This window comes from Paenibacillus sp. FSL M7-0420 (genome assembly GCF_038002345.1).
Classification (GTDB): domain Bacteria; phylum Bacillota; class Bacilli; order Paenibacillales; family Paenibacillaceae; genus Paenibacillus_AQ.
In genome coordinates this window covers 4,198,422-4,217,276 of sequence record NZ_JBBOCJ010000001.1, presented here as the reverse complement: position 1 = coordinate 4,217,276, position 18,855 = coordinate 4,198,422, and the positions used below count along the sequence as shown (strand labels likewise).

21 protein-coding genes are annotated in these 18,855 nt (G+C 47.7%); 15 read left to right on the top strand and 6 right to left on the bottom strand.

What is annotated here, in order from left to right; all coding sequences use genetic code 11:
- Window positions 1–12: 12 nt before the first annotated feature.
- The 3 genes from MKX51_RS18000 to MKX51_RS17990 all read left to right on the top strand — a co-directional run bounded on the left by MKX51_RS18000 (window position 13) and on the right by MKX51_RS17990 (window position 2,812).
- The gene (locus MKX51_RS18000; RefSeq protein WP_340993326.1) at window positions 13–705 is read left to right on the top strand and encodes a class I SAM-dependent methyltransferase; all 693 of its coding nucleotides are present in this window, start codon (window positions 13–15) and stop codon (window positions 703–705) included.
- 103 nt (window positions 706–808) lie between these two features.
- Window positions 809–1,735 (top strand): hypothetical protein, encoded by a 927-nt coding sequence (locus tag MKX51_RS17995; RefSeq protein WP_340993325.1) that lies wholly within the window; start codon window positions 809–811, stop codon window positions 1,733–1,735.
- Between the two features lie 216 nt (window positions 1,736–1,951).
- A complete protein-coding gene (locus tag MKX51_RS17990) occupies window positions 1,952–2,812 on the top strand; it encodes a DUF1648 domain-containing protein (protein WP_340993324.1) in 861 nt (286 codons plus the stop codon).
- 121 nt (window positions 2,813–2,933) lie between these two features.
- Here MKX51_RS17990 and MKX51_RS17985 read toward each other — a convergent pair whose 3' ends face one another.
- Window positions 2,934–3,425: a GyrI-like domain-containing protein gene (locus MKX51_RS17985; RefSeq protein ID WP_340993323.1), complete on the bottom strand. Its 492-nt coding sequence runs from the start codon at window positions 3,423–3,425 to the stop codon at window positions 2,934–2,936.
- A gap of 99 nt (window positions 3,426–3,524) precedes the next feature.
- Here MKX51_RS17985 and MKX51_RS17980 point away from each other — a divergent pair, with 99 nt between their 5' ends.
- The 7 genes from MKX51_RS17980 to MKX51_RS17950 all read left to right on the top strand — a co-directional run bounded on the left by MKX51_RS17980 (window position 3,525) and on the right by MKX51_RS17950 (window position 8,636).
- Window positions 3,525–4,451: a helix-turn-helix transcriptional regulator gene (locus MKX51_RS17980; RefSeq protein ID WP_340993322.1), complete on the top strand. Its 927-nt coding sequence runs from the start codon at window positions 3,525–3,527 to the stop codon at window positions 4,449–4,451.
- Window positions 4,452–4,526: 75 nt separating this feature from the next.
- Complete coding sequence (locus tag MKX51_RS17975; protein ID WP_340993321.1) at window positions 4,527–5,192, top strand: hypothetical protein; 666 nt, start codon at window positions 4,527–4,529, stop codon at window positions 5,190–5,192.
- Window positions 5,193–5,224: 32 nt separating this feature from the next.
- The gene (locus MKX51_RS17970) at window positions 5,225–5,554 is read left to right on the top strand and encodes a hypothetical protein (RefSeq protein WP_340944507.1); all 330 of its coding nucleotides are present in this window, start codon (window positions 5,225–5,227) and stop codon (window positions 5,552–5,554) included.
- 18 nt (window positions 5,555–5,572) lie between these two features.
- Window positions 5,573–5,986: a hypothetical protein gene (locus MKX51_RS17965; protein WP_340993320.1), complete on the top strand. Its 414-nt coding sequence runs from the start codon at window positions 5,573–5,575 to the stop codon at window positions 5,984–5,986.
- A 33-nt stretch (window positions 5,987–6,019) separates the two neighbouring features.
- Entirely contained in the window at window positions 6,020–6,628 is a 609-nt protein-coding gene (locus tag MKX51_RS17960; RefSeq protein WP_340993319.1) for a hypothetical protein, read from the top strand.
- A gap of 1 nt (window position 6,629) precedes the next feature.
- Window positions 6,630–8,024 carry an ADP-ribosylglycohydrolase family protein gene (locus MKX51_RS17955; RefSeq protein ID WP_340993318.1) on the top strand — a complete coding sequence of 465 codons (1,395 nt, stop codon included), beginning with the start codon at window positions 6,630–6,632 and terminating at the stop codon, window positions 8,022–8,024.
- A 27-nt stretch (window positions 8,025–8,051) separates the two neighbouring features.
- Window positions 8,052–8,636 carry a DUF4304 domain-containing protein gene (locus MKX51_RS17950; protein ID WP_340993317.1) on the top strand — a complete coding sequence of 195 codons (585 nt, stop codon included), beginning with the start codon at window positions 8,052–8,054 and terminating at the stop codon, window positions 8,634–8,636.
- A gap of 37 nt (window positions 8,637–8,673) precedes the next feature.
- Here MKX51_RS17950 and MKX51_RS17945 read toward each other — a convergent pair whose 3' ends face one another.
- Entirely contained in the window at window positions 8,674–8,991 is a 318-nt protein-coding gene (locus MKX51_RS17945) for a hypothetical protein (protein ID WP_340993316.1), read from the bottom strand.
- Between the two features lie 68 nt (window positions 8,992–9,059).
- The gene (locus MKX51_RS17940) at window positions 9,060–9,278 is read right to left on the bottom strand and encodes a helix-turn-helix domain-containing protein (RefSeq protein ID WP_076160374.1); all 219 of its coding nucleotides are present in this window, start codon (window positions 9,276–9,278) and stop codon (window positions 9,060–9,062) included.
- Between the two features lie 269 nt (window positions 9,279–9,547).
- Here MKX51_RS17940 and MKX51_RS17935 point away from each other — a divergent pair, with 269 nt between their 5' ends.
- Both MKX51_RS17935 and MKX51_RS17930 read left to right on the top strand, forming a co-directional pair.
- Window positions 9,548–11,356 (top strand): copper amine oxidase N-terminal domain-containing protein, encoded by a 1,809-nt coding sequence (locus MKX51_RS17935; RefSeq protein ID WP_340993315.1) that lies wholly within the window; start codon window positions 9,548–9,550, stop codon window positions 11,354–11,356.
- A 169-nt stretch (window positions 11,357–11,525) separates the two neighbouring features.
- The gene (locus MKX51_RS17930) at window positions 11,526–13,628 is read left to right on the top strand and encodes a thioredoxin domain-containing protein (protein ID WP_445322012.1); all 2,103 of its coding nucleotides are present in this window, start codon (window positions 11,526–11,528) and stop codon (window positions 13,626–13,628) included.
- Between the two features lie 48 nt (window positions 13,629–13,676).
- On the opposite strand, the gene MKX51_RS17925 is transcribed toward MKX51_RS17930, so the two are convergent.
- The gene (locus MKX51_RS17925) at window positions 13,677–14,465 is read right to left on the bottom strand and encodes a PaaX family transcriptional regulator C-terminal domain-containing protein (RefSeq protein WP_340993313.1); all 789 of its coding nucleotides are present in this window, start codon (window positions 14,463–14,465) and stop codon (window positions 13,677–13,679) included.
- Window positions 14,466–14,670: 205 nt separating this feature from the next.
- On the opposite strand from MKX51_RS17925, the gene MKX51_RS17920 reads away from it, so the two are divergent.
- Window positions 14,671–15,357 carry a metal-dependent hydrolase gene (locus MKX51_RS17920; RefSeq protein ID WP_340993312.1) on the top strand — a complete coding sequence of 229 codons (687 nt, stop codon included), beginning with the start codon at window positions 14,671–14,673 and terminating at the stop codon, window positions 15,355–15,357.
- A gap of 101 nt (window positions 15,358–15,458) precedes the next feature.
- On the opposite strand, the gene MKX51_RS17915 is transcribed toward MKX51_RS17920, so the two are convergent.
- On the bottom strand, window positions 15,459–16,268 hold the full coding sequence (locus MKX51_RS17915; RefSeq protein WP_340993311.1) for an alpha/beta fold hydrolase: 810 nt from the start codon (window positions 16,266–16,268) through the stop codon (window positions 15,459–15,461).
- Between the two features lie 146 nt (window positions 16,269–16,414).
- Here MKX51_RS17915 and MKX51_RS17910 point away from each other — a divergent pair, with 146 nt between their 5' ends.
- Complete coding sequence (locus MKX51_RS17910) at window positions 16,415–17,284, top strand: aminoglycoside phosphotransferase family protein (protein WP_340993310.1); 870 nt, start codon at window positions 16,415–16,417, stop codon at window positions 17,282–17,284.
- A gap of 184 nt (window positions 17,285–17,468) precedes the next feature.
- Here MKX51_RS17910 and MKX51_RS17905 read toward each other — a convergent pair whose 3' ends face one another.
- Window positions 17,469–17,696 carry a hypothetical protein gene (locus MKX51_RS17905; RefSeq protein ID WP_340940027.1) on the bottom strand — a complete coding sequence of 76 codons (228 nt, stop codon included), beginning with the start codon at window positions 17,694–17,696 and terminating at the stop codon, window positions 17,469–17,471.
- Window positions 17,697–17,847: 151 nt separating this feature from the next.
- On the opposite strand from MKX51_RS17905, the gene MKX51_RS17900 reads away from it, so the two are divergent.
- The gene (locus MKX51_RS17900; protein WP_036733524.1) at window positions 17,848–18,687 is read left to right on the top strand and encodes a DegV family protein; all 840 of its coding nucleotides are present in this window, start codon (window positions 17,848–17,850) and stop codon (window positions 18,685–18,687) included.
- Window positions 18,688–18,855 lie beyond the last annotated feature (168 nt).

Genomic DNA, 18,855 nt, shown 5'->3' with positions numbered 1-18,855 from the left:
AGGTGAGCTGAGATGAGCAAAGAGGTTAAATTGGATTTAAGCCGTATCGTGTTTATTGGACGTACATTTGAAGAATATATGTCCATGTTTAATTTAACACAGACGGAATTGAAGGGACGGTCTATTCTGGATTGCCCCGCTGGAGCATGTTCGTTCACGGCCTATGCGAATAAACTAGGTGCCGACGTAACAGCAACGGATATCGCTTATTTTCATGACTATGAGGATCTTTACACAAAAGGCATGAACGACTTGAAACACGCCATGACCAAAATGGAAGATGCCCAAACGAACTACGTATGGGATTATTTCCAATCCGTTGATGAACTAAAACAACATAGATCCCATGCATTAACTGATTGTGCAGAGGATATGAAAAACCATCCCGGGCGTTATATCGCATCGGCACTGCCTTCGCTCCCATTTAAGGATAAGCAATTTGATCTGACACTGTCTGCACACTTTTTGTTTATGTATTCAGACCGGCTGGACTTTGATTTTCATAGGCAAGCAATTCAAGAGTTACTTCGTGTAACCAAACAGGAGATTCGGATTTTTCCTTTAGTCAGCCTTTCAGGAGAGAGATATCGCCAATTGGATGAGCTGCTCACCTTGTTACATCAACAGGGCTGTTCAACTGAAGAAATAACGGCCGGATACGAGTTTCAAAAGGGAGCAAACAGCTTGTTGAAGATCACTCTTTAGATAGCTTCGCCATACTTCCGCCATGTTCTGGTTCCATCTACTCTGCCATAATACGGTAATAGAACAGAGGATGGTTTTACACCAGCCCTAAGGAGGAATTGGCATGTTTCATAAAATGGTGACGCTGCAGCCTTTTGCAGATATTTCGATGTATACTAAAGGGTTCAAGATCGTCTCGGCTCAATTAGGTGGAGATGGCTGCGTATATGTCCTGCTGATTAACCAGATCCCGGAACGGAAACGAGGAATGTTCGTCCAACCGGCTTTGAAGCAACCGCATACTTACAAGGTTCTGATGGTAGAAAGTAAAGATTATATCGATGAAATTACATTCCCGGATCAGCATTTCAATTATCATTATGTTCAGCCGCTTCGCAGACATCTGCTGCTGGTTGGAGCACGCAGCACGTATTATGGTGCAGGCAAATATGATCTGAACGCCAAAGTATGTGATTATACAGGACGTACCATTCGTGAGTTCCTGCTGGGAGACGGGATTCAGAATGTTCAAGTGACGGAGAAAGGCACCATCTGGACCAGTTATTTTGACGAAGGGGTGTTCGGGAATAACGGGTGGGATCAGCCTGTCGGTGAACATGGCCTTGTAGCCTGGGATGAGCATGGCAACAAATTGTACGAAGATCATGTGTCGGATATTGCTGATTGTTACGCTTTGAATGTGGTCCGTGAAGAGGAGGTCTGGTTTTATTATTATACAGACTTTCTGCTCGGCTGCATCTCAGGAGGACCCGGTCAGCCCAAGGTTACGTTTATGAATCCTGAGATCTCCGGTTCGGCCGGGTTCTGCACGGATGGTTATCACTTCTTGTTCGATGGCGGTTACGGCAAACACGGAGAATATGTTATCAAGAAACTTGAACAATCCAGCTTGACCAAAGGGCACAAGATACAGTTTCTGAATGAAAAATCGGAGCCGCTTGTGCCAGTCACGCAAGATTTTCGGGAAGATCTCGTGCTGTTCTGTGCAGATGATATGTTGTATCAGGTATCGGTTAGTGAATTGGTCTGATGGTGCGGGTACCTTATAGGGGCTGTGACGGGTAGAGAAAGAGTGACTTGTTATAGCCCTTTTTCCTGAGGTAAGCAGCACTGGCTTGTCTAAATAATGGATAGGAGTGCGATGTGACAAATATACTATATTATGGTAGGGTTATTGCATTGTGCGGAAATTACAATTTCGAGAGAGGATTATGTGAAATAATTCATGTAGAATGAGGTGAATGATATGACGATACTGCCTGTTATAATATTTATCCTAGTATTTGTACCTTCCATTATAATCATCGTGAGGATGCCTTATTTCTCAAAAGAGACGATTAGTTTCGGTGTCACTGTCAGCGCTGAACAATTCCACAGTGAGCCTCTGCGCCAGATGCGGAGGTCATATGCTAGAATTAGTGCTATTTTACATATCATCTTATTTATTGTTGGCTTCCTATGCCTGATCTACAGCGATGAACATTCGAGGCAAATCAGTTGGGTCATTATCTCCTATACACTCGCCATCCTCGTAATCTCCCTGGTTATTAACTTTAGGTATCATTTGAAAATGAAAAGCGTACTGCCGACGCTGCCTGCTGCTCCCGAATCATCGGTCATGGAACCTGGATTGCGGAACGGAAATGTTGGCCTGTCCAGTCATTGGTTCCTCATTCATGCTGTTATTATTGTGGTTAGTATTGTAACAGTGCTGCGCAACTACGATCTGATTTCTGACCAGCTTCCGGTCCATTTCAACGGCAGTTGGACCGTAGACCGCTATGTAGATAAATCTTATAGTATCGTGTTTATACCTGTGATCATGCAGGTCTTAGGAACCTTTCTGTTCATATTTGAGTATTGGAGTATCCGCAGAGGGAAGAAGCAGTTTAGAGAAGACGAAACTTACCGCCGTGCCTGGTCGAATTTTATGATTACAGCAAGCTTCTTGTTCGTTATCCTGTTATCCGTAGTACAGCTAAATATGATGTCTCTGCTTAATATTAATTTTGTTATCCCAGTTGTCCTAAGCATAATTGCCTTTATCATCCTATACGCCTGCGCCTTAACGTACTGGGCTGGTCAGCGCGAAAGCCGAAACACTTAATTAATAGTTGAGCGCTGGATCAGCCACGCCTTAAATGCTGAGTGCCGCTGATCCAACGCGCTACAACGCAACGAAGCTGCATTTACCTACAGCCTAACGTTATTTCCTCTTAGTGGAGTCCTCAATCCGCCTTCCGCTTCTTCACCGGCACCCATACTTCGACTTCGGCATCCATAGGATTACCATTGGTGAGTACCTCCGCGATCGGGTGTCCGGTATACACATACTCATAGTTATCGTTCAGGATATCACCGAATGCCTCGTCCTCCAGCCGGTCAAATGCGAGACGCGACAACCCGCCCTGGCCTGACAACACCAAATACTCTCCTCCCGGAAAAAGCACTTCAACCGCAGCCTCCGGCTGGGGCCTCGACGACTGAACGCCTGCAATATACAGGATCTTTCCATCCTCCTGGGCAATCGCGGCGAAGCCGTATGGACTCTCAGACAGGGGACGCAGGGCGGCCATGGAGCCGTTCTCCAGCGTGCTTTTGAAAAAAGCCGTTTTGAGCGGAGAATACGCCGGATCGTGCACCGTTCCACCTTCACTTATAGCCGTCTTGTACCCGATGATGCGGAATGCTGCTTTCGTTTCAATTCTGGTCGAAATCATGACAATGTTCCTCCTGGATCGTGGGATTTGTGTATTCCAAGCAAGCATAATCTACCATCTGTGACACCTGTATGGCATACTTGAATGGAGGTGGCTTGGATGAAAATGGATCGCTTGATTGCGCTCATTATGATCCTGCTGGAGCATGAGCAGATTAGTGCGCGCGAGTTAGCAGAGCGGCTCGAAGTCAGCCGACGAACGATTTACCGGGATATTGATACGCTGAATAGAGCCGGCCTGCCGATCTATACGCTCATGGGGGCATGGGGCGGTGTCGGCCTGATGAAATCCTACAAAGTCGGCAAAACCGTGTTCACCCCGCAAGAAATCCAGAACCTGCAGAATGGGATGCAGAGCTATAAGCAGCTTTTTGGAAGACGGGAAATGGTGTATGCGGCGGAGAAGCTGAACGCTCTCTACCCGGACAATGCAGAGGGCAGACCGAATGCGCCGTTCGTCATGGATCTGTCCTTGAATCAAGGGAATGATTCGCTGCGTAGCTTGTTCGGGATGATCGAGACGGCGATGAATGAACACGCTGTGCTGACTTTTGCGTATACGGATGCGCGGGGGCAGAGCAGTGAACGGCGGGTGGAGCCGTATCAGGTGGTTTTCAAGGAAAGTACCTGGTACTTGCAAGCCTATTGTCTGGATAAGCAGGGCTACCGGATCTTCAAGCTGGCCAGAATGAGCGGTCTCCAGGTGACGAAGGAGCAGTTCGTTCCAAAAGCGTTCACCCCTCTTCCCATGGACGGAGGAGATTGGTTAAGCCAGGACTGGGTGGAGGTTACGATTCGGCTAGACCGCTCCGTCATGGATCGGGTGATCGAACGGTTCGGTGCCGACCATATCCTGCGGGTGGATGAACACCACTGCTGGGCCAAGTATCCCATTATTGCGAATGACTATGGCTACGACCGGCTGCTTGCTTTTGGAGATAAGTGTGAAGTGCTGGGGCCGCCCGAGATACGGAATGGGTTCAAGGCTTATGTGCGGGGGATTATGAGGAAGTATGAGGGAGATTAGTGATGTAGATTGGTGAGTGTGGCGGGATGAGATTTTTCCACATGAAGGTGAATTAAGTTGAACTGGAGGATGCGGATGATGGGGGATGCCGGGATGGCAGAGAAGAAGGTTGGAGCGAGCGATTATCTGTCTTTAGCATTGTATGCGTTTGCAGGGTTTGGTCTTGAAGTGGTATTGTTGATGATATTACCATCCGTCTTGGGGGTGAAAAGTTCTGATTATACGCTCCTTCATCAATGTATCCACTGGGGAATTACCTGCTTGTTGTGGGGGAGTATGGCCGTATTTCTGATCAGGCTCTCCAAGCGCAAATACGATTTTGACATCATGAAGTTGAACGCTACACCGGATGCCAGGGGATGGTTGCTCGCGATTGTGGTTTCGGTGATCGCCATTGCAGCGACAACTATAGTATGGGAAGGCATTAAGCCGATTCAGGAATACAAGGATGCGGTGAGATTCGTTTTTCAGAATGTTTATTACTTGTTTGAAGCTGCGCTAATCCTGCTGACGATTGCGTTTGGGCAGAAATTCGGTGAAACGCTTTTCAAAAGAGACGGTCTGCCCTATGGCGGGACGTTCCTCGCACTCACTTGGGGCCTCATCCACATTCTGCTCCAGGGCAGTCCGACGGGTGCTTATGCGTTCTTCATGTCACTACTTTACGGAACGATATACATAATGTTGAGAAAGAATGTGCGGTATTCTTATGTGTTGATTGCGGTTGTGTTTATTTTGTGAGGCAGGATTGGGGAGGGGCTAGGGTGAATGAAATGAAGTATTCTATTTGGATTGAAGCTGAAGAATGGGTGGAAGGACAATGGAACATAGATGACGATAACACGGATGCCATAGTAACGTTTGAAGATGGTTCCAGGTGGGTGGCTTCATTTTTTACATACAGGAACATACAGACGCTGGCTGACAAGAATAAACAGACGGGTGAGTGCTTGCACGGCAAGTATTTGTGGGGAAGTGACATGGTGCTTGTGGATGAGTGCAGCCGTAAGCGGATTGAAGAGGTGGTTTCACATTTAATAATGAGTGGTGAGTTTGAAGTGGTGTTTAGCAGGTGTGAAGAGGAGCATATTGATCTGGCTTAATAGTTGGGAGGAACTCAGATGGCATCAGAGCATTCCCAGTTCTGCTTCGCCGACTGTATGGGGATTCAATTAAAAGCTGAAGTAGAGAGACAGTTAATTAAGGATTTGAAGTGGTATGGACTCATCCAGGATGATTATAGATTTGATTGGTCTGATTGTTGTATAGAAGGACATCGAACCAAGTATTTAGATGGTGAAGTAGAAAAATTCTCAAACATCATGGTTTTTAATGCTAATCAAGAATTAGTTGCTGATGGGTGGATGGAGTTTATACATGAAGATGGTTTATTTATTGTTTACTGGGATTTCCTTAGCGGGTATCTGGAGGGGCAGGAAAAAGTGTTAAAAAAAGATTTCGGATTACCAATGCATATTTATAATCAACTGCCTGATTCTATCAAATTGAAATATAACAATGAGCTGATGTTATGATGTTTGAGTTTCGAAGAAAGGATCATGAAGTTAATGTCTGAAATGCACAATGATTTGATTGTGGTATCGGAGGAAAAGCGCCCAACATTTGAGATTAAGTATGAGGTGTTTGAAGATCAGATAGAGGAACTGAGAACGGTGGATACAGCGACATTTGATAAAGAGTGGCACCAGATCTATGGGGCATTTACTCTGGTTATAGGCGGTCATGAGTTCATCTCTTATCCTACTTCCAATATGCCTTTAACCGTTAAGCACACTTTTTCTGAACTCATTCTGACTCATTTGGATCTGCTTGTCGATGGCTGCAACTCCTTAAGTATGCATAAGTACATAGCCTTAAAATATGTTGAAAATAGCTGGACCTGGTTAGAGATAGAAGTGGAGAATGAGATTTTAATCTTAAGCGAGAAGAACGGTGAAATACCTTATAGATATTTAATTCATATGGACAAAAGATTACTAGAAAATGTACCTTACGGGTCATTTGCAAATATTAGAATACCTAAAAGTGATTTTGTAAATGAGGTAAGAGCTAAAATCATTGAATTCATTAAGGAAATTGAAGCGATAAACGGTGAGATTATAAAATCTGTTTATTTTTCAAAGTTATTGGCATTTATCAGAACAAAGGAGGCATAACATGCTACCGTCACTTGCGTTTCTAAAACATCAATTAGAGGGAGTTCTACGTAATAAATTTGCACAGGGGCACCAGACCTCCGGTTATTTAGCCCGATTGGAACAGCTTCCCGCAAGCTATGATGCTTATCTGGAATTCGCCCATAGCTTGGCTGACATTCCAATGCGGGACAACTGGCCTTACTATGAGCCGAATGAATTGGAGGAGATATGGCGGGAATGCGACCCGGATAGACCTTTAGGCCAGATCGGAGTCTTGAATCTGAAGGACAGCGCCAAGCGTGTAGAGGCAGGCTTCCTCGCTTCAGTCTGTGGTTCAATGCTGGGCAAGCCGATTGAGGTCAATCCCAGTTTGTCGGAGTTACGTCAAGCGTTAACCGCTGTGGGGGAATGGCCGCTGAATGATTATATTTCTGAAAAAGCTCTCCATGCGTTGGATCGTCGTCACTGGTCCTGGTTTGAAACGGCGCGGGGGCGGATTCGCTATGTGGCACCTGATGATGATATCAACTACACCTTAATGGGAATGATGGCGTTAGAGCAATTCGGCGAAGGTTTTACGAAAAGGAACCTAAGAGATTTATGGATAAATCATCTCCCGATCAGTACAACATGGGGGCCGGAGAGGGCCATCTTGGTTCGGTCGGGGATTAGCTATTTGGAGCATGACCGGGAATTATTCAATCATTCGGAAATAGAGGCTTGGCCCGACTTCCTGGTGCAAGATACAGAACTATGCGGTGCGGCGATTCGTGCAGATGCTTACGGCTATGCCTGCCCCGGTCAACCTGCGCTTGCGGCCGAGCTGGCTTGGCGTGATGCCAGTTTTACACATCGCCGGACGGGAATCTATTCCACGATGTTCATTGCCGCTGCAATTGCTGCCGCACATGTGCTGCGCGATCCGCTTGAAATCATAAGAACTGCACTGCAATTCGTCCCTAGAAGGAGCCGATTCTATGAGATTACTGCGGATTGCCTGCAGATCGTAGCGAATGCAGGTAACTGGCTGGAGGCTTATCAGGGTATTCATCAGAAGTACGCGACTCATTCCCACTGCCAGGTGTATCAGGAAATCGGAACCTTGATAAATACATTTCGCTTCGCAGAGAATGCCGGTGACGGGATATGCAAACAGGTCATGCAAGGCAATGATACCGACAGCTTCGGTGCAACAGCAGGCTCGCTGCTCGGGGTGTATTTTGGCCCGGACAGCTTGGATACGAGATGGCTTGAGCCTTTCCAGGACCGGATTCATACGGGCTTATCTTATTTTCATGAGCAACAACTCTCCCGTTTGGCTGAGCGCATAGGGCGTTTGCCAGAGCTGTTGCACACAGGTAAGCATCGAATTCAACCTAGTGAGCTGTATGTGAATGAGAATTTGGGGATTTGAATGGTTTTGGAGGGTAGGAGAGTGGGAATGCAGGAAGTACTTAAGGATGTTGTAAAAGAAACCATTGTTCCTTTGTTTAAAGGAGAAGGATTTATGAGGCGGGGCAATAACTTTGCCCGTATTTCGCCTAACTTCTCTGTGACAGCGAACATTCAAGCATCCAAGTGGAACGCGCAAGATGAGGTTGAATTCTGTTTCAATACTGGAATCTATATGGAAGAATTATTCGGAACAGTTTATCTATACCCGAAACCAGCTTTTCCAACAGTCGTGAGTTCAGTTCTGCAGATTCGCGGTACTGAGCTAACGAACAACGATAATTGGTACATATTGACCCCTGTTTCGAACATTGAGGAACTTAAACGGAGAATAACGAAAGACATTTCAGATTATATATTCGCTCTCCTACGGCAGTTTGAAGAGATTCAAGATGTCATTCGGGTAATGGTGCTAAGGGAGAAAGCTGGAATATACGAGAATCCGCATCACTTAACTGCACTCTATCGCTTAACAGGGGATATGGAACAAGCACAGGCCCGTATGACCAGAGTATATAACGAACTGAAGCTGGAGTCGCAAAAAAATTCACCGCTGGATTGGCTTTGCGGTTAGATTTACAAGTCTAAATCATGTGTTGATATGAACAATGTTAATCGCGTAATTTATATTCTCGCCATGCGTTTTCATAATCTTGGCTTTTTATGAAGTAACGTTCTTCGAAGACATTGCTTTTGTAGATTTTAAGGCCAAGTTGAATTCCGTCTTCCTCATCAGTTACGTTTCCCGTATCAACTAGTGTGGTCTCATCCATACTGTCATAAGTAGTGGTGTAGTAGTATTTGTTTCCATCAATTGTGAGCCAAGTGACGGGATCGCTATTGGACATATTATTGTTGCTTGTAACCTTGTCATTTGAGCATCCTAATAAAAGAAAGAAAACAGATATAATAAACAGAAGTTTCTTCATTTCATTAAGTCCTCCGGAGTTTTTCGTAAGCGCTATAAACTTAGTTTATGGCGCTTACGAAAATTAGTTTAACTTTTGGGATAAGGTTTCTTTTGGTTTGTTCGGTTAAGTAAATAGTCAGTACTCGTCATATGAAAGTCTGCCAGCTTGATGAGAATAGCAGTGGGGATATCAACATCACCGCGTTCATAATTACTATAAATTCGCTGGCTGCATTGCAAATACTCCGCCATTTGAGTTTGCGTCAAATCCTTATCTTCGCGTAAATCCCGGATACGTTGATACACATTTGAACACCTCCAACGCAAGTATATCTTAGCGAATTATTCGCTAGTTTGGACTTTTGAAACATCTTATAAACAAAACATGACAATAGAGTAAAAAATATACCACTGACAAATAGATTTATGCTATCCTTCATGGGAAGGAATACCCAATTATATAGGGAGGAGAGTATCTGGAAATTAGTGATACATTTGGCTTGAAAGCAGCTCATCTTGTTTCCCCGAATAGAAAAAGTGAAGTGATAAGAAGTACTTTGAAGGGACGATTATTTATGAGGAAAGTAATAGGATTGCTTATTTTTTGCATGATATTTATTAGTTTTTCAGAGATGGGAATTTCAGAAGCCAGCCCAAAATTAAAATATTTAACCAAGGAACAGAGTACCGTACCTCCAGTAACGCTTTATGATAGTTCTGGAGAGAAGACAAACACATCGTTGAATTTTCTGACCAACGGTACATATGAATGGAAATGGACGATTCGCAGTGCACACCAATTTAGCTTTGATAAATTTTCGGACAATATGGTTTATTATAAGGACTTTAATGACATTTATACAGCAGTTGATGGAGAGGGAAAGAGAAAATGGATGTTTTTTGACGAACGGGCAAATATATCTCGCACTGCGAAGGGGACGCTTATTTCTACATTTTATGATCAAACAAGCACCCTTCAGATTATAGATGAAGAACCAAGAACTATTACTCAGCATGGATATATAAAAATATACAATTCAGATGAAACAGTTCGGGCAATTCTAAACTTTGTAAAACCTAATAGTCCTTTCTCAGAAATTTATTGGTTGGATAATAATGAGAATATAATTGTATTGGAACAAACGGGAATAGTTTCTTACAATAAAACTGGACAGAAAAATTGGACCTATGGAATAGATATTTTGGTTTCGGAGGATCGTCTTTTTGGCACCACAACAAATGTAAACGATATTTATTTTGCTGATTTAAACGGGTATCTCATTGTTGAAATAGGCAATAAGAAGATTATATTGGATGATCAAGGCAAACCGGTTAATAGCGAGAAAATAGCGGGGAATTTACAAAGCTCATTCACAAATAATGATGATACCAATCAATGGAAAGGTGGCTCTTATGAAGCTGGTGAAGGTGCAATTCTCATCGCAAAAAATTTATCGGGAAAAATAAAATGGAGCTATAAATTGAGGAAATATGGACCACCTGAAAATATTGTTGCGAATTCTAAAGGACATGTGTTTTTTTCGGATGTTAACGGTAATATTTATGGATTAGATGAGATGGGAAATGAGATGTTCTGTTTATTACGTAATAATTCAGGGCTGACCCTCACTGAATTACTTGTGGACAATGAGGGCGATTTAATCGGAATCACAGATAATATAGGTATTTTTAAAATAGGTTTGCGGAAAGCTTCAATGCGTATTAATGGAGAGTTATTCAAGCTCACTAACCCGCCTATTGTGAAAAGTGGAGTTGTATTGGTACCCTATCGCAATGTACTTGAAAGATTGGGGTTCAAAGTAGTAGAGAACCAGAAAACACTCGAAATCACCGGGAAAATGGAAAGTAAGGAAATTCGGTTTAAGCCAGGAGATACCACTGTATATCTTAATGGTAAACAACGGAGACCTGCTGTTGGTGCTGAGAGTCACAATGGAACCACTTATATCCCACTTCAACTCGTTGCTGAAGTATCAGGGTTGGAAATAGAATGGGACCCAAGTATAAAAGAAGCGCGATTAGGCACAGCAGCTAGTCTTGCACAAAACGCAGTTGAACGATTCTTGCTTCAAGTTGAACAGGGGGATGAGATAAAGATAAAGAATTCCTTAGTTACAAGTAATAATTTGAATTTGAAAGTTGCAAAACTTCTTGGAACTCATCACAGTTTCAAACAAATATATGATCTAAAATCAATCTCTGTTAAAGCCGTTAGTAAAGATGAAATGATTGTGGAAACTGTACAACGAAATCAACAATATTTGCAAGAGAATCAAGCCATACTTGATAAAGTAATGACAAATCATTTTACAATTAATCGGATGAAAGACGGTCAATGGAAGATCAGTGACTTCGATTTATAGGTTTATGTCGATGTAGTCCGAAACCCTAATGGCCAAGAATTTCCGGATCATTAATAAATACTTCTCGTTGTTTGTAGTCTTTTTTATATCCTGAGCCCTCCCCCACCAAATTGGGTAAACTAACCCTATACGTACTTTACCCAAATCATCCGAAATGAGGGGAAGCCTGGTGACGACTCATAATACACCCAATAGATTAGCGAACGAAAAATCGCCCTACCTGCTGCAACACGCCCACAACCCTGTGGATTGGTATCCATGGGGAGAGGAGGCTTTCTCCAAGGCGCAGGCGGATAACAAGCCGATCTTCTTATCTGTCGGCTATTCGACGTGCCATTGGTGCCACGTAATGGAACGAGAATCCTTCGAAGATACCGAAGTCGCGCAGCTTCTCAACGATCACTACGTAGCGATCAAAGTAGACCGCGAGGAGCGGCCGGATATTGATGCGCTGTATATGTCGGTGTGTCAGGCGCTGACGGGGAGCGGGGGGTGGCCGCTGACGGTGCTGTTGACGCCGGAGAAGAAGCCGTTCTATGCCGGGACGTATTTCCCGAAGCGGCAGATGTTCGGGCGGATCGGGCTGATGGATGTGCTGGAGCAGATTCATGCGAAGTGGGAGCAGGATGGTGGAGCGCTGGATAAGCTGGGCGACGACCTGCTAGCAGAGCTGCATACGCTTGACCGCAAGAATGCGTACAACCCGGAAGCCGCAGGCGGTATTCCCGGGGCGGAGCTGCTGCATGAGGCGTATGAGCTGTACCGGCGGCAGTTCGATGAGGAGTACGGCGGGTTCGGGAGTGCACCGAAGTTCCCTTCGCCGCATAATTTGTCCTTCCTGCTGGCGTACAGCCAGCTGCATGATCAGCCGGAAGCGCTGCGGATGGTGGAGCATACGCTGGAGTCGATGTATAAGGGCGGCATGTACGATCATGTGGGCTTCGGCTTCGCTCGTTATTCAACAGACCGGGAGTGGCTGGTGCCGCATTTTGAGAAAATGCTCTACGATAACGCTCTCCTCGCGAACGTCTATCTCGAAGCCTTCCAGCTTACGGAGAAGCCGTTGTATGCGGAGATTGCCGAGCAGATCTTCACCTATGTGCTGCGTGATATGACTTCGCCGGAAGGCGCTTTCTACTCTGCGGAGGATGCCGATTCCGAAGGGGTGGAAGGCAAGTTCTATGTCTTCTCCCGTGAGGAGATTGAGGAAGCGCTTGGGCTGGAGGATATGCATTCCTACTGCAATGTGTATGGGATTACGCCGGAAGGCAACTTCGAAGGGGAAAATATTCCGAATCTCCTTCACGGTCTGCCGGAAGAGATTGCGGAGCGTATGGGTATGAATCCGCTTGGTCTGCGGACCCGGATGGAGGAATGGCGTACGAAGCTGTTCGAGTACCGGGAGCAGCGCATTCATCCGCTTAAGGATGACAAGGTGCTGACCTCGTGGAACGGGCTGATGATTGCTGCGCTGGCCCTGGGGGCCAAAGCCCTCCAGAAGCCGGAATATGCCAAGGCCGCCGAACGTGCAGCGGACTTCATCTGGGACAAGCTGCGGCGTGAAGATGGACGGCTGCTGGCCCGTTACCGTGACGGGGAGTCGGCGATCCCGGCGTATGTGGATGATTATGCCTTCCTGATCTGGGGTCTCAGCGAATTATATGAGGCTACAGGTCAAGCGGTCTATCTGGAGCGGGCGCTGACGCTTAAGGATGGGATGCTGGAGCTGTTCCTAGATACTGAAGGCGGCGGGTTCTTCTTCACCGGGCATGACGGGGAGAAGCTGCCGGTCCGCTCGAAGGAATTGTATGACGGGGCGATTCCGTCCGGGAATTCGGTGGCGGCGAAGCTTTTGTGGAAGCTGTCGGTTATTACCCAGGATATGGAGTTAAAAGAGATTGCGGAGCGCACCGCTGCGGTGCTTGCTTCCGCTGCTTCGGAGTATCCGCCGGGGTATGCGATGTATTTGCAGGCACATCTGGGGATGGTCTCTGGCGGCAGAGAATGGGTCCTCTCCGGCAAAAAAGAAGATCCCGCGCTGCACGCCATGCTCGCTCAGGTCCAGCAGACCTACCTGCCGGATGCGGTGCTCATCGTGAACTGGGAAGGGGACGGAGGAGAGATGCTCCGCCTGCTGCCGCATCTGGCTGATAAACCGGCCATCCGGGGCGAAGCGACCGCTTATGTCTGCCGTAACTTCGCCTGCCGGGCCCCGCTTACGAATAAGGAAGCGGTCCGGGAGCTGCTGGCTTCCGGCAGCCGTGAGGAGTAGTTCATATACGAAGAGCAGCCCGGAGTCCGGGCTGCTCTTTGCCATACCTTATTGGACGAAGGGCGCATAGGAAGAATCCGCAGGTATCGCCTGAGCGGCTCTAACCATGTATTCACTCATGTCTGAGAGAACCCGTTTGCCCGGCCAATGGTCCGGCAGCAGCTCATCCGGGAGATAGGGGTCAGCCATGAACAATCCGCTTAACTCCTCTCCCATTTGCAAATATAGCAGGAAGAGCTGTAACGGCTGCCCCGCCTGAAGGGTATCCGCCAATCGCGGAGCGAATTCTTCCTTCAGCCAGACTGATTTCTTCTGGTATAAGGCTTCAATGTCGTCCAGCTGCCAGATGGCCCGCGCTTTGAGCGGTGTAATGGTACCTTCCTGAAATTGGCCTTGGAGGATCGACACCTTGCCTTCCAGCTCCAGCTTCTGGATCTGGGCTGCGACTTCATCCTGATAGCTCCATGGTGAGATGTACACACTGTTATATAAAAGCCCATAACCCAGCTGCCCGAGTGCTGTGCGGAACAGATCGCGCTTCTTGCGTTCAGATTCGGGAACCTCCAGCATCACCACATCCCAGGTATGGTCCCACTGCTCCTGATAACGGGCCGGCTTGCTGTTAATCGCCTTAATGTAGGCGAGTCCCTCGGCAGTGACGTTATACCAGGAGCGTGCCGGGGATGCGATATAGCCCTCTTTTTTCAAGCGGGACAGGGCATTGCGGATATAGGTGGAGGTGTACCCCCTTTGCTCATAGATCTCGACAATCTGCTGGGCGCCCATCTGCTTCACCTTAGATAACAGAAACAGCATTGTTTTCTCAACGGACAGCAACTTCTTCACACCTCTCTTGACAGCTGGCAGGAATAGATATATCATAAAAAACAACGAACGTAATAATTTATGTTATATTCGTCAATCGCACTGCTGGATTTGGATTTAGAGCAACTTGCTGTCATTGTATCGTAAACCTTGGGTTTTTGCACGATGCATTCCTTAGGACCTATTGAAATCTAATCAAGAAGAGGAGAGGAATTCTATGAAAATTACCTACCACGGCCATTCCTGTGTTCAAATTGAGGTGAACGGCAAATCGCTGATCATCGACCCGTTCATTAGCGGTAATTCTGCTGCGGTGACGACAGTAGAGGATATTAAGACAGAAGCGGTGCTGCTGACGCATGCCCATATGGATCATATGCTGGATGCTGCGCCGATTGCCAAGAGCAATAACGCGCCGATTGTAGCCATCGTGGAGCTGGCCGGTTACCTTGAATCCACAGGGGCACAGACGATTGGGATGAATATCGGGGGGACGGTGGACCTGGGCTTTGCCAAGGCGACGATGATTCATGCATTCCACACCTCAAGCATTACACTAGAAGACAGACAGAGTATCTATGGCGGCACACCGGCGGGCTTTATTATTGAGGCGGACGGACACACGGTACTGCATGCAGGGGATACAGGGCTGTTCGGTGACTTGAAAATGTTCGGTGAGCTGTATGACATCGATCTCGCGATTCTGCCGATTGGCGGACATTTCACCATGGGGCCGGAGCATGCGCTTATCGCGGCGAAGTGGCTGGGTGCAAGGCAGGTGCTTCCGGTTCACTATAATACCTTCCCGCCGATCAAGCAGGATGCCGGGGCCTTCGTTCAGGCGCTGGAGGAGGCAGGAATCCGAGGCTCGGCGCTTGCATATGGAGAGACGCTGGAGCTGTAGTGCTTCTCATTCGCACACGCACCTACGCCTGCGAATCAACACAGGACTGCCCCATGAAGCTATTTCTTCTCGGGCAGTCCTGTTCTGGCTGTGCGGAAAATCTATCCCGTGAACCCCGCCAGCTCCCGGTTGAACCGGTCCCGTTCGTCATAGAATAATCCGTGGCCGCTGTTCTCAAAGGGAATAAGGACCGAATGCTTAATCCCTTGATGCTGCGCCTCGGCCAGCGGGAAGAAGCACACCTGATCATGAACCCCGTGCAGAATAAGGGTAGGCACCTGTATCCGGGGGAGATCGTTGAACAGCTCTTCGGCCAGCCAGGCGTTGGAGACTGCGATAGTGGACCAGCTTGCCGCCTCCAGTCCCAAGAAGAAGAACCAGTCCGAGAACGGCTGTGATACCGGCTGATAGAAGAAAATATCACCGAAATCCTTCAGCATCTTGGGCCGGTCTGCATAGGTGGACTGGATAATCTGCTCTATAGCTTCTCTGGTCGTGCCATAAGGGAAGCCCGGCCGCTGAATCAGACTGGGGGCTGCTGAAGCGAACAGGGCCAGCTTGGAGACACCATATCCCTTGTGCCGGGCCATATACCGGATCGCTACAGCTCCGCCGGTAGAGTGCCCGCCGAGTGTAATATTGTGCAGTCCCAAGGCGCCGATCACACAGCGGATATCATCTGCGAGACGGTTGTAGTCGTAACCGCCAAGCGGTTTGTCAGACCGGCCGAAGCCTCTCATATCCATTCCAATGCAGCGGTAGCCCATGGGCACTAGCTGATTGTACTGGTATTCGAACATCTGGTGATTTGCTGGCCAGCCATGAATGAAGAGTATCGTTTTGGTGGCAAGCGGGTTAAGATCATTCACATACACCTTCACATTCGGCTCTACTCTAATCCAATGTTCCATTTCGCATCCCTCAATTCTCTGTTATTGATTTGTATAGTTGAAATATGTTATTCATTGGAATAAGGAAGATGCCTAGAATATGGTCTGAGGGATTCGCAGCAGCCTAATGAGCAGTAGATTGTTCTTTGGAGAGGGGAATTATAACTATGAATAATGTTCTGAGCGATATCCGCTGGCAAGAGCAGGGTGAAGATAGTGGGGGACTGTTGGCAAGGCTGGAAGAGGCGGTCGTTACCCCGATGAAGGGGGGACTGGAAGCGGAGGTGTGCGGCATTACACTGCCCGAAATGAAGCTTGTGCTGAAAATATGGAACCGCGAGTCCCGGCCGGACATCTCCATCCAGTATCAGGTGCTGGAGCAGATGCTCCGGCAGGGCTGCGCAGTCTCACGGCCGTATGCCTGGGGGCTAGATGCTGAGGACCATCAGGTGCTGTTAACCAGCTTCGATGGTATACCAGTCAAGAAGGTAAATGCCGCCAGCCTTACAGCCATAGCCGCTAATCTGCTTGATGTACATAAGCTGGAGATCGATTCATCCAGTGGCTTGAAGGTACCGCGTTATAATTTCGCAGATTACTTCTTCCCTGCCTGGGCGGAGCAGCCGGAGATCCGAACGCTGGCGCTGGAGCTGGCGGAGCGGGCAGAGCTTACCGCACACCAGCTGATTCATGGTGATTATCATCTGGGCAATATTCTGGAGGCTGCGGGGGCATTTACCATTATCGATTGGACGAATGTTCAGCTTGGCGATCCAAGGTATGATATAGCGTGGTCTATACTGCTCTTCCGGGTATACGCCGGGGAGCGGTTCGCTGGCGTATACCGGTCGGCCTTTATCGACCAAAGCAGCTACAGCCCGGCTGAGCTGGAGCGATTCGAGGCACTGGCTGCCCTGCGCTGGCTTCAGCTGCACCGGACAACGGGTGTCCCGGTTCAGCGGAACACGCTGAAGGTAATCCGGACGCTAATGCGTGAGAACCGGTACGTGCCGGATAGTCTGACTGAATCCTTGTAGCGGGATACCCCGCTTGGATGGTACCAGTTCTAACAAGCTCACCGTTCTCCGGCCGACTAGTGCAAGCAGAAACGGCTACGCCATCCTCTTAAGGACGGCGTAGCCGTTTGTGCCTGCATGATAAGCAAGGTTGTGGGGGAATTGTGCTTCCATAGAATGCGAAGCATGTCAGTTGTTAAGCTGCTTAATTCTTACGCTCCGGGTTCTGCGGCTTCACGCGGGCGGGCCGGGTGACCCAGTTGCTGCGGTTCATCGGCTTGACGGTATCAATCCGCTCGTTTATTACCTCGGCGCTGTGGTCCTCTGACGCAGCGGTCTCGGCAACACCCTCGGATTCTGCGGCAGCCGGTGCTTTCTTGGACAGGCCGGCGCCATTATGCTTGCCCCGGTTCCATACTCGGTTCTTGCTCATCTTAATACACTCCATTTCTGTAACCATATGCTTCAACCATAACATAAGTAGGACTAAGCACAAAAGTCCGATTTTGACAAGTTATAAATTGTACTATTGATCTCCGGAAAGGGTAACTATAATGGTATAGAATTGAAAGGAGAGCATTCTGATGCCCATCAAGATAATTACGGATAGCGGTTCGGATCTACCCCCTGAATACACGAAGCAGTATGACATCTCCATTGTTCATTTGCCGGTTCATTTCGGCCATGAGCTGATGCCGGATGATATGAATGCGAAGGATTTCTATGACAAAATGCATGAATCGAAGGAGTTGCCGACGACTGCAAGCCCGAGTCCGCAGACCTTCCTGGACAGCTTCAAGCAAGTGGAAGCAGGCACTGACATTCTGGTCATCTGCATGTCCTCTAATATTAGCAGTACTTATCAGACCGCAATGATTGCCAAGGAGATGTACGAGGAAGAAGGACATCCGAATGCGATTGAAATTATAGATTCCAAGCTGTTCTCCGGCGGATTGACCCTGATTGTCGCCATGGCGGCCAAATGGTCACTCACCGCAGCAAGTCTGGCTGAACTGAAGGACAGAGTGCTGAAGAAGGTCGAAGAGACAACGGCGTACTTCACGCTGGACACTCTGGAGAATGTGATCAAGGGCGGACGGCTGAGCCGGATCTCCGGCGCGGTGGCTTCCGTGCTGAATATCAAGCTGCTGCTGAAGATCAGTGACGAGGGAATCGTTGAAGTGGTCGAGAAGACCCGCGGATTGCCTAAGGCGCTGACTCATCTGCTGGCTAAGCTGGACCAGAAGCAGCATGATTATGAGCAGGCAGTAATCGCGATAGTGCATAGCAATTGTGAGACGCTGGCGCTGGAGATCAAGCGGCGTATTCTGGAGAAGCACCCCTTCAAGGAGGTTCTGCTGTCCACGATGGGACCCGTGATGGGAACCTATGCCGGCCAGGGCGGGATTGGCGTGGCTTTTTAATTATATTAGAAACCCATAGTTTCCTGCTGCTGTGGAAAAGGTGTGCGTTGAACCCAATGTATGTCAAAAACAGCATACAATTGGCTCGCGTGAAGGCACATGGCCCCAATGTATGTGGAAAACAGCATACAATTGGCTCGCGTGAAAGCACATGGCCCCAATGTATGT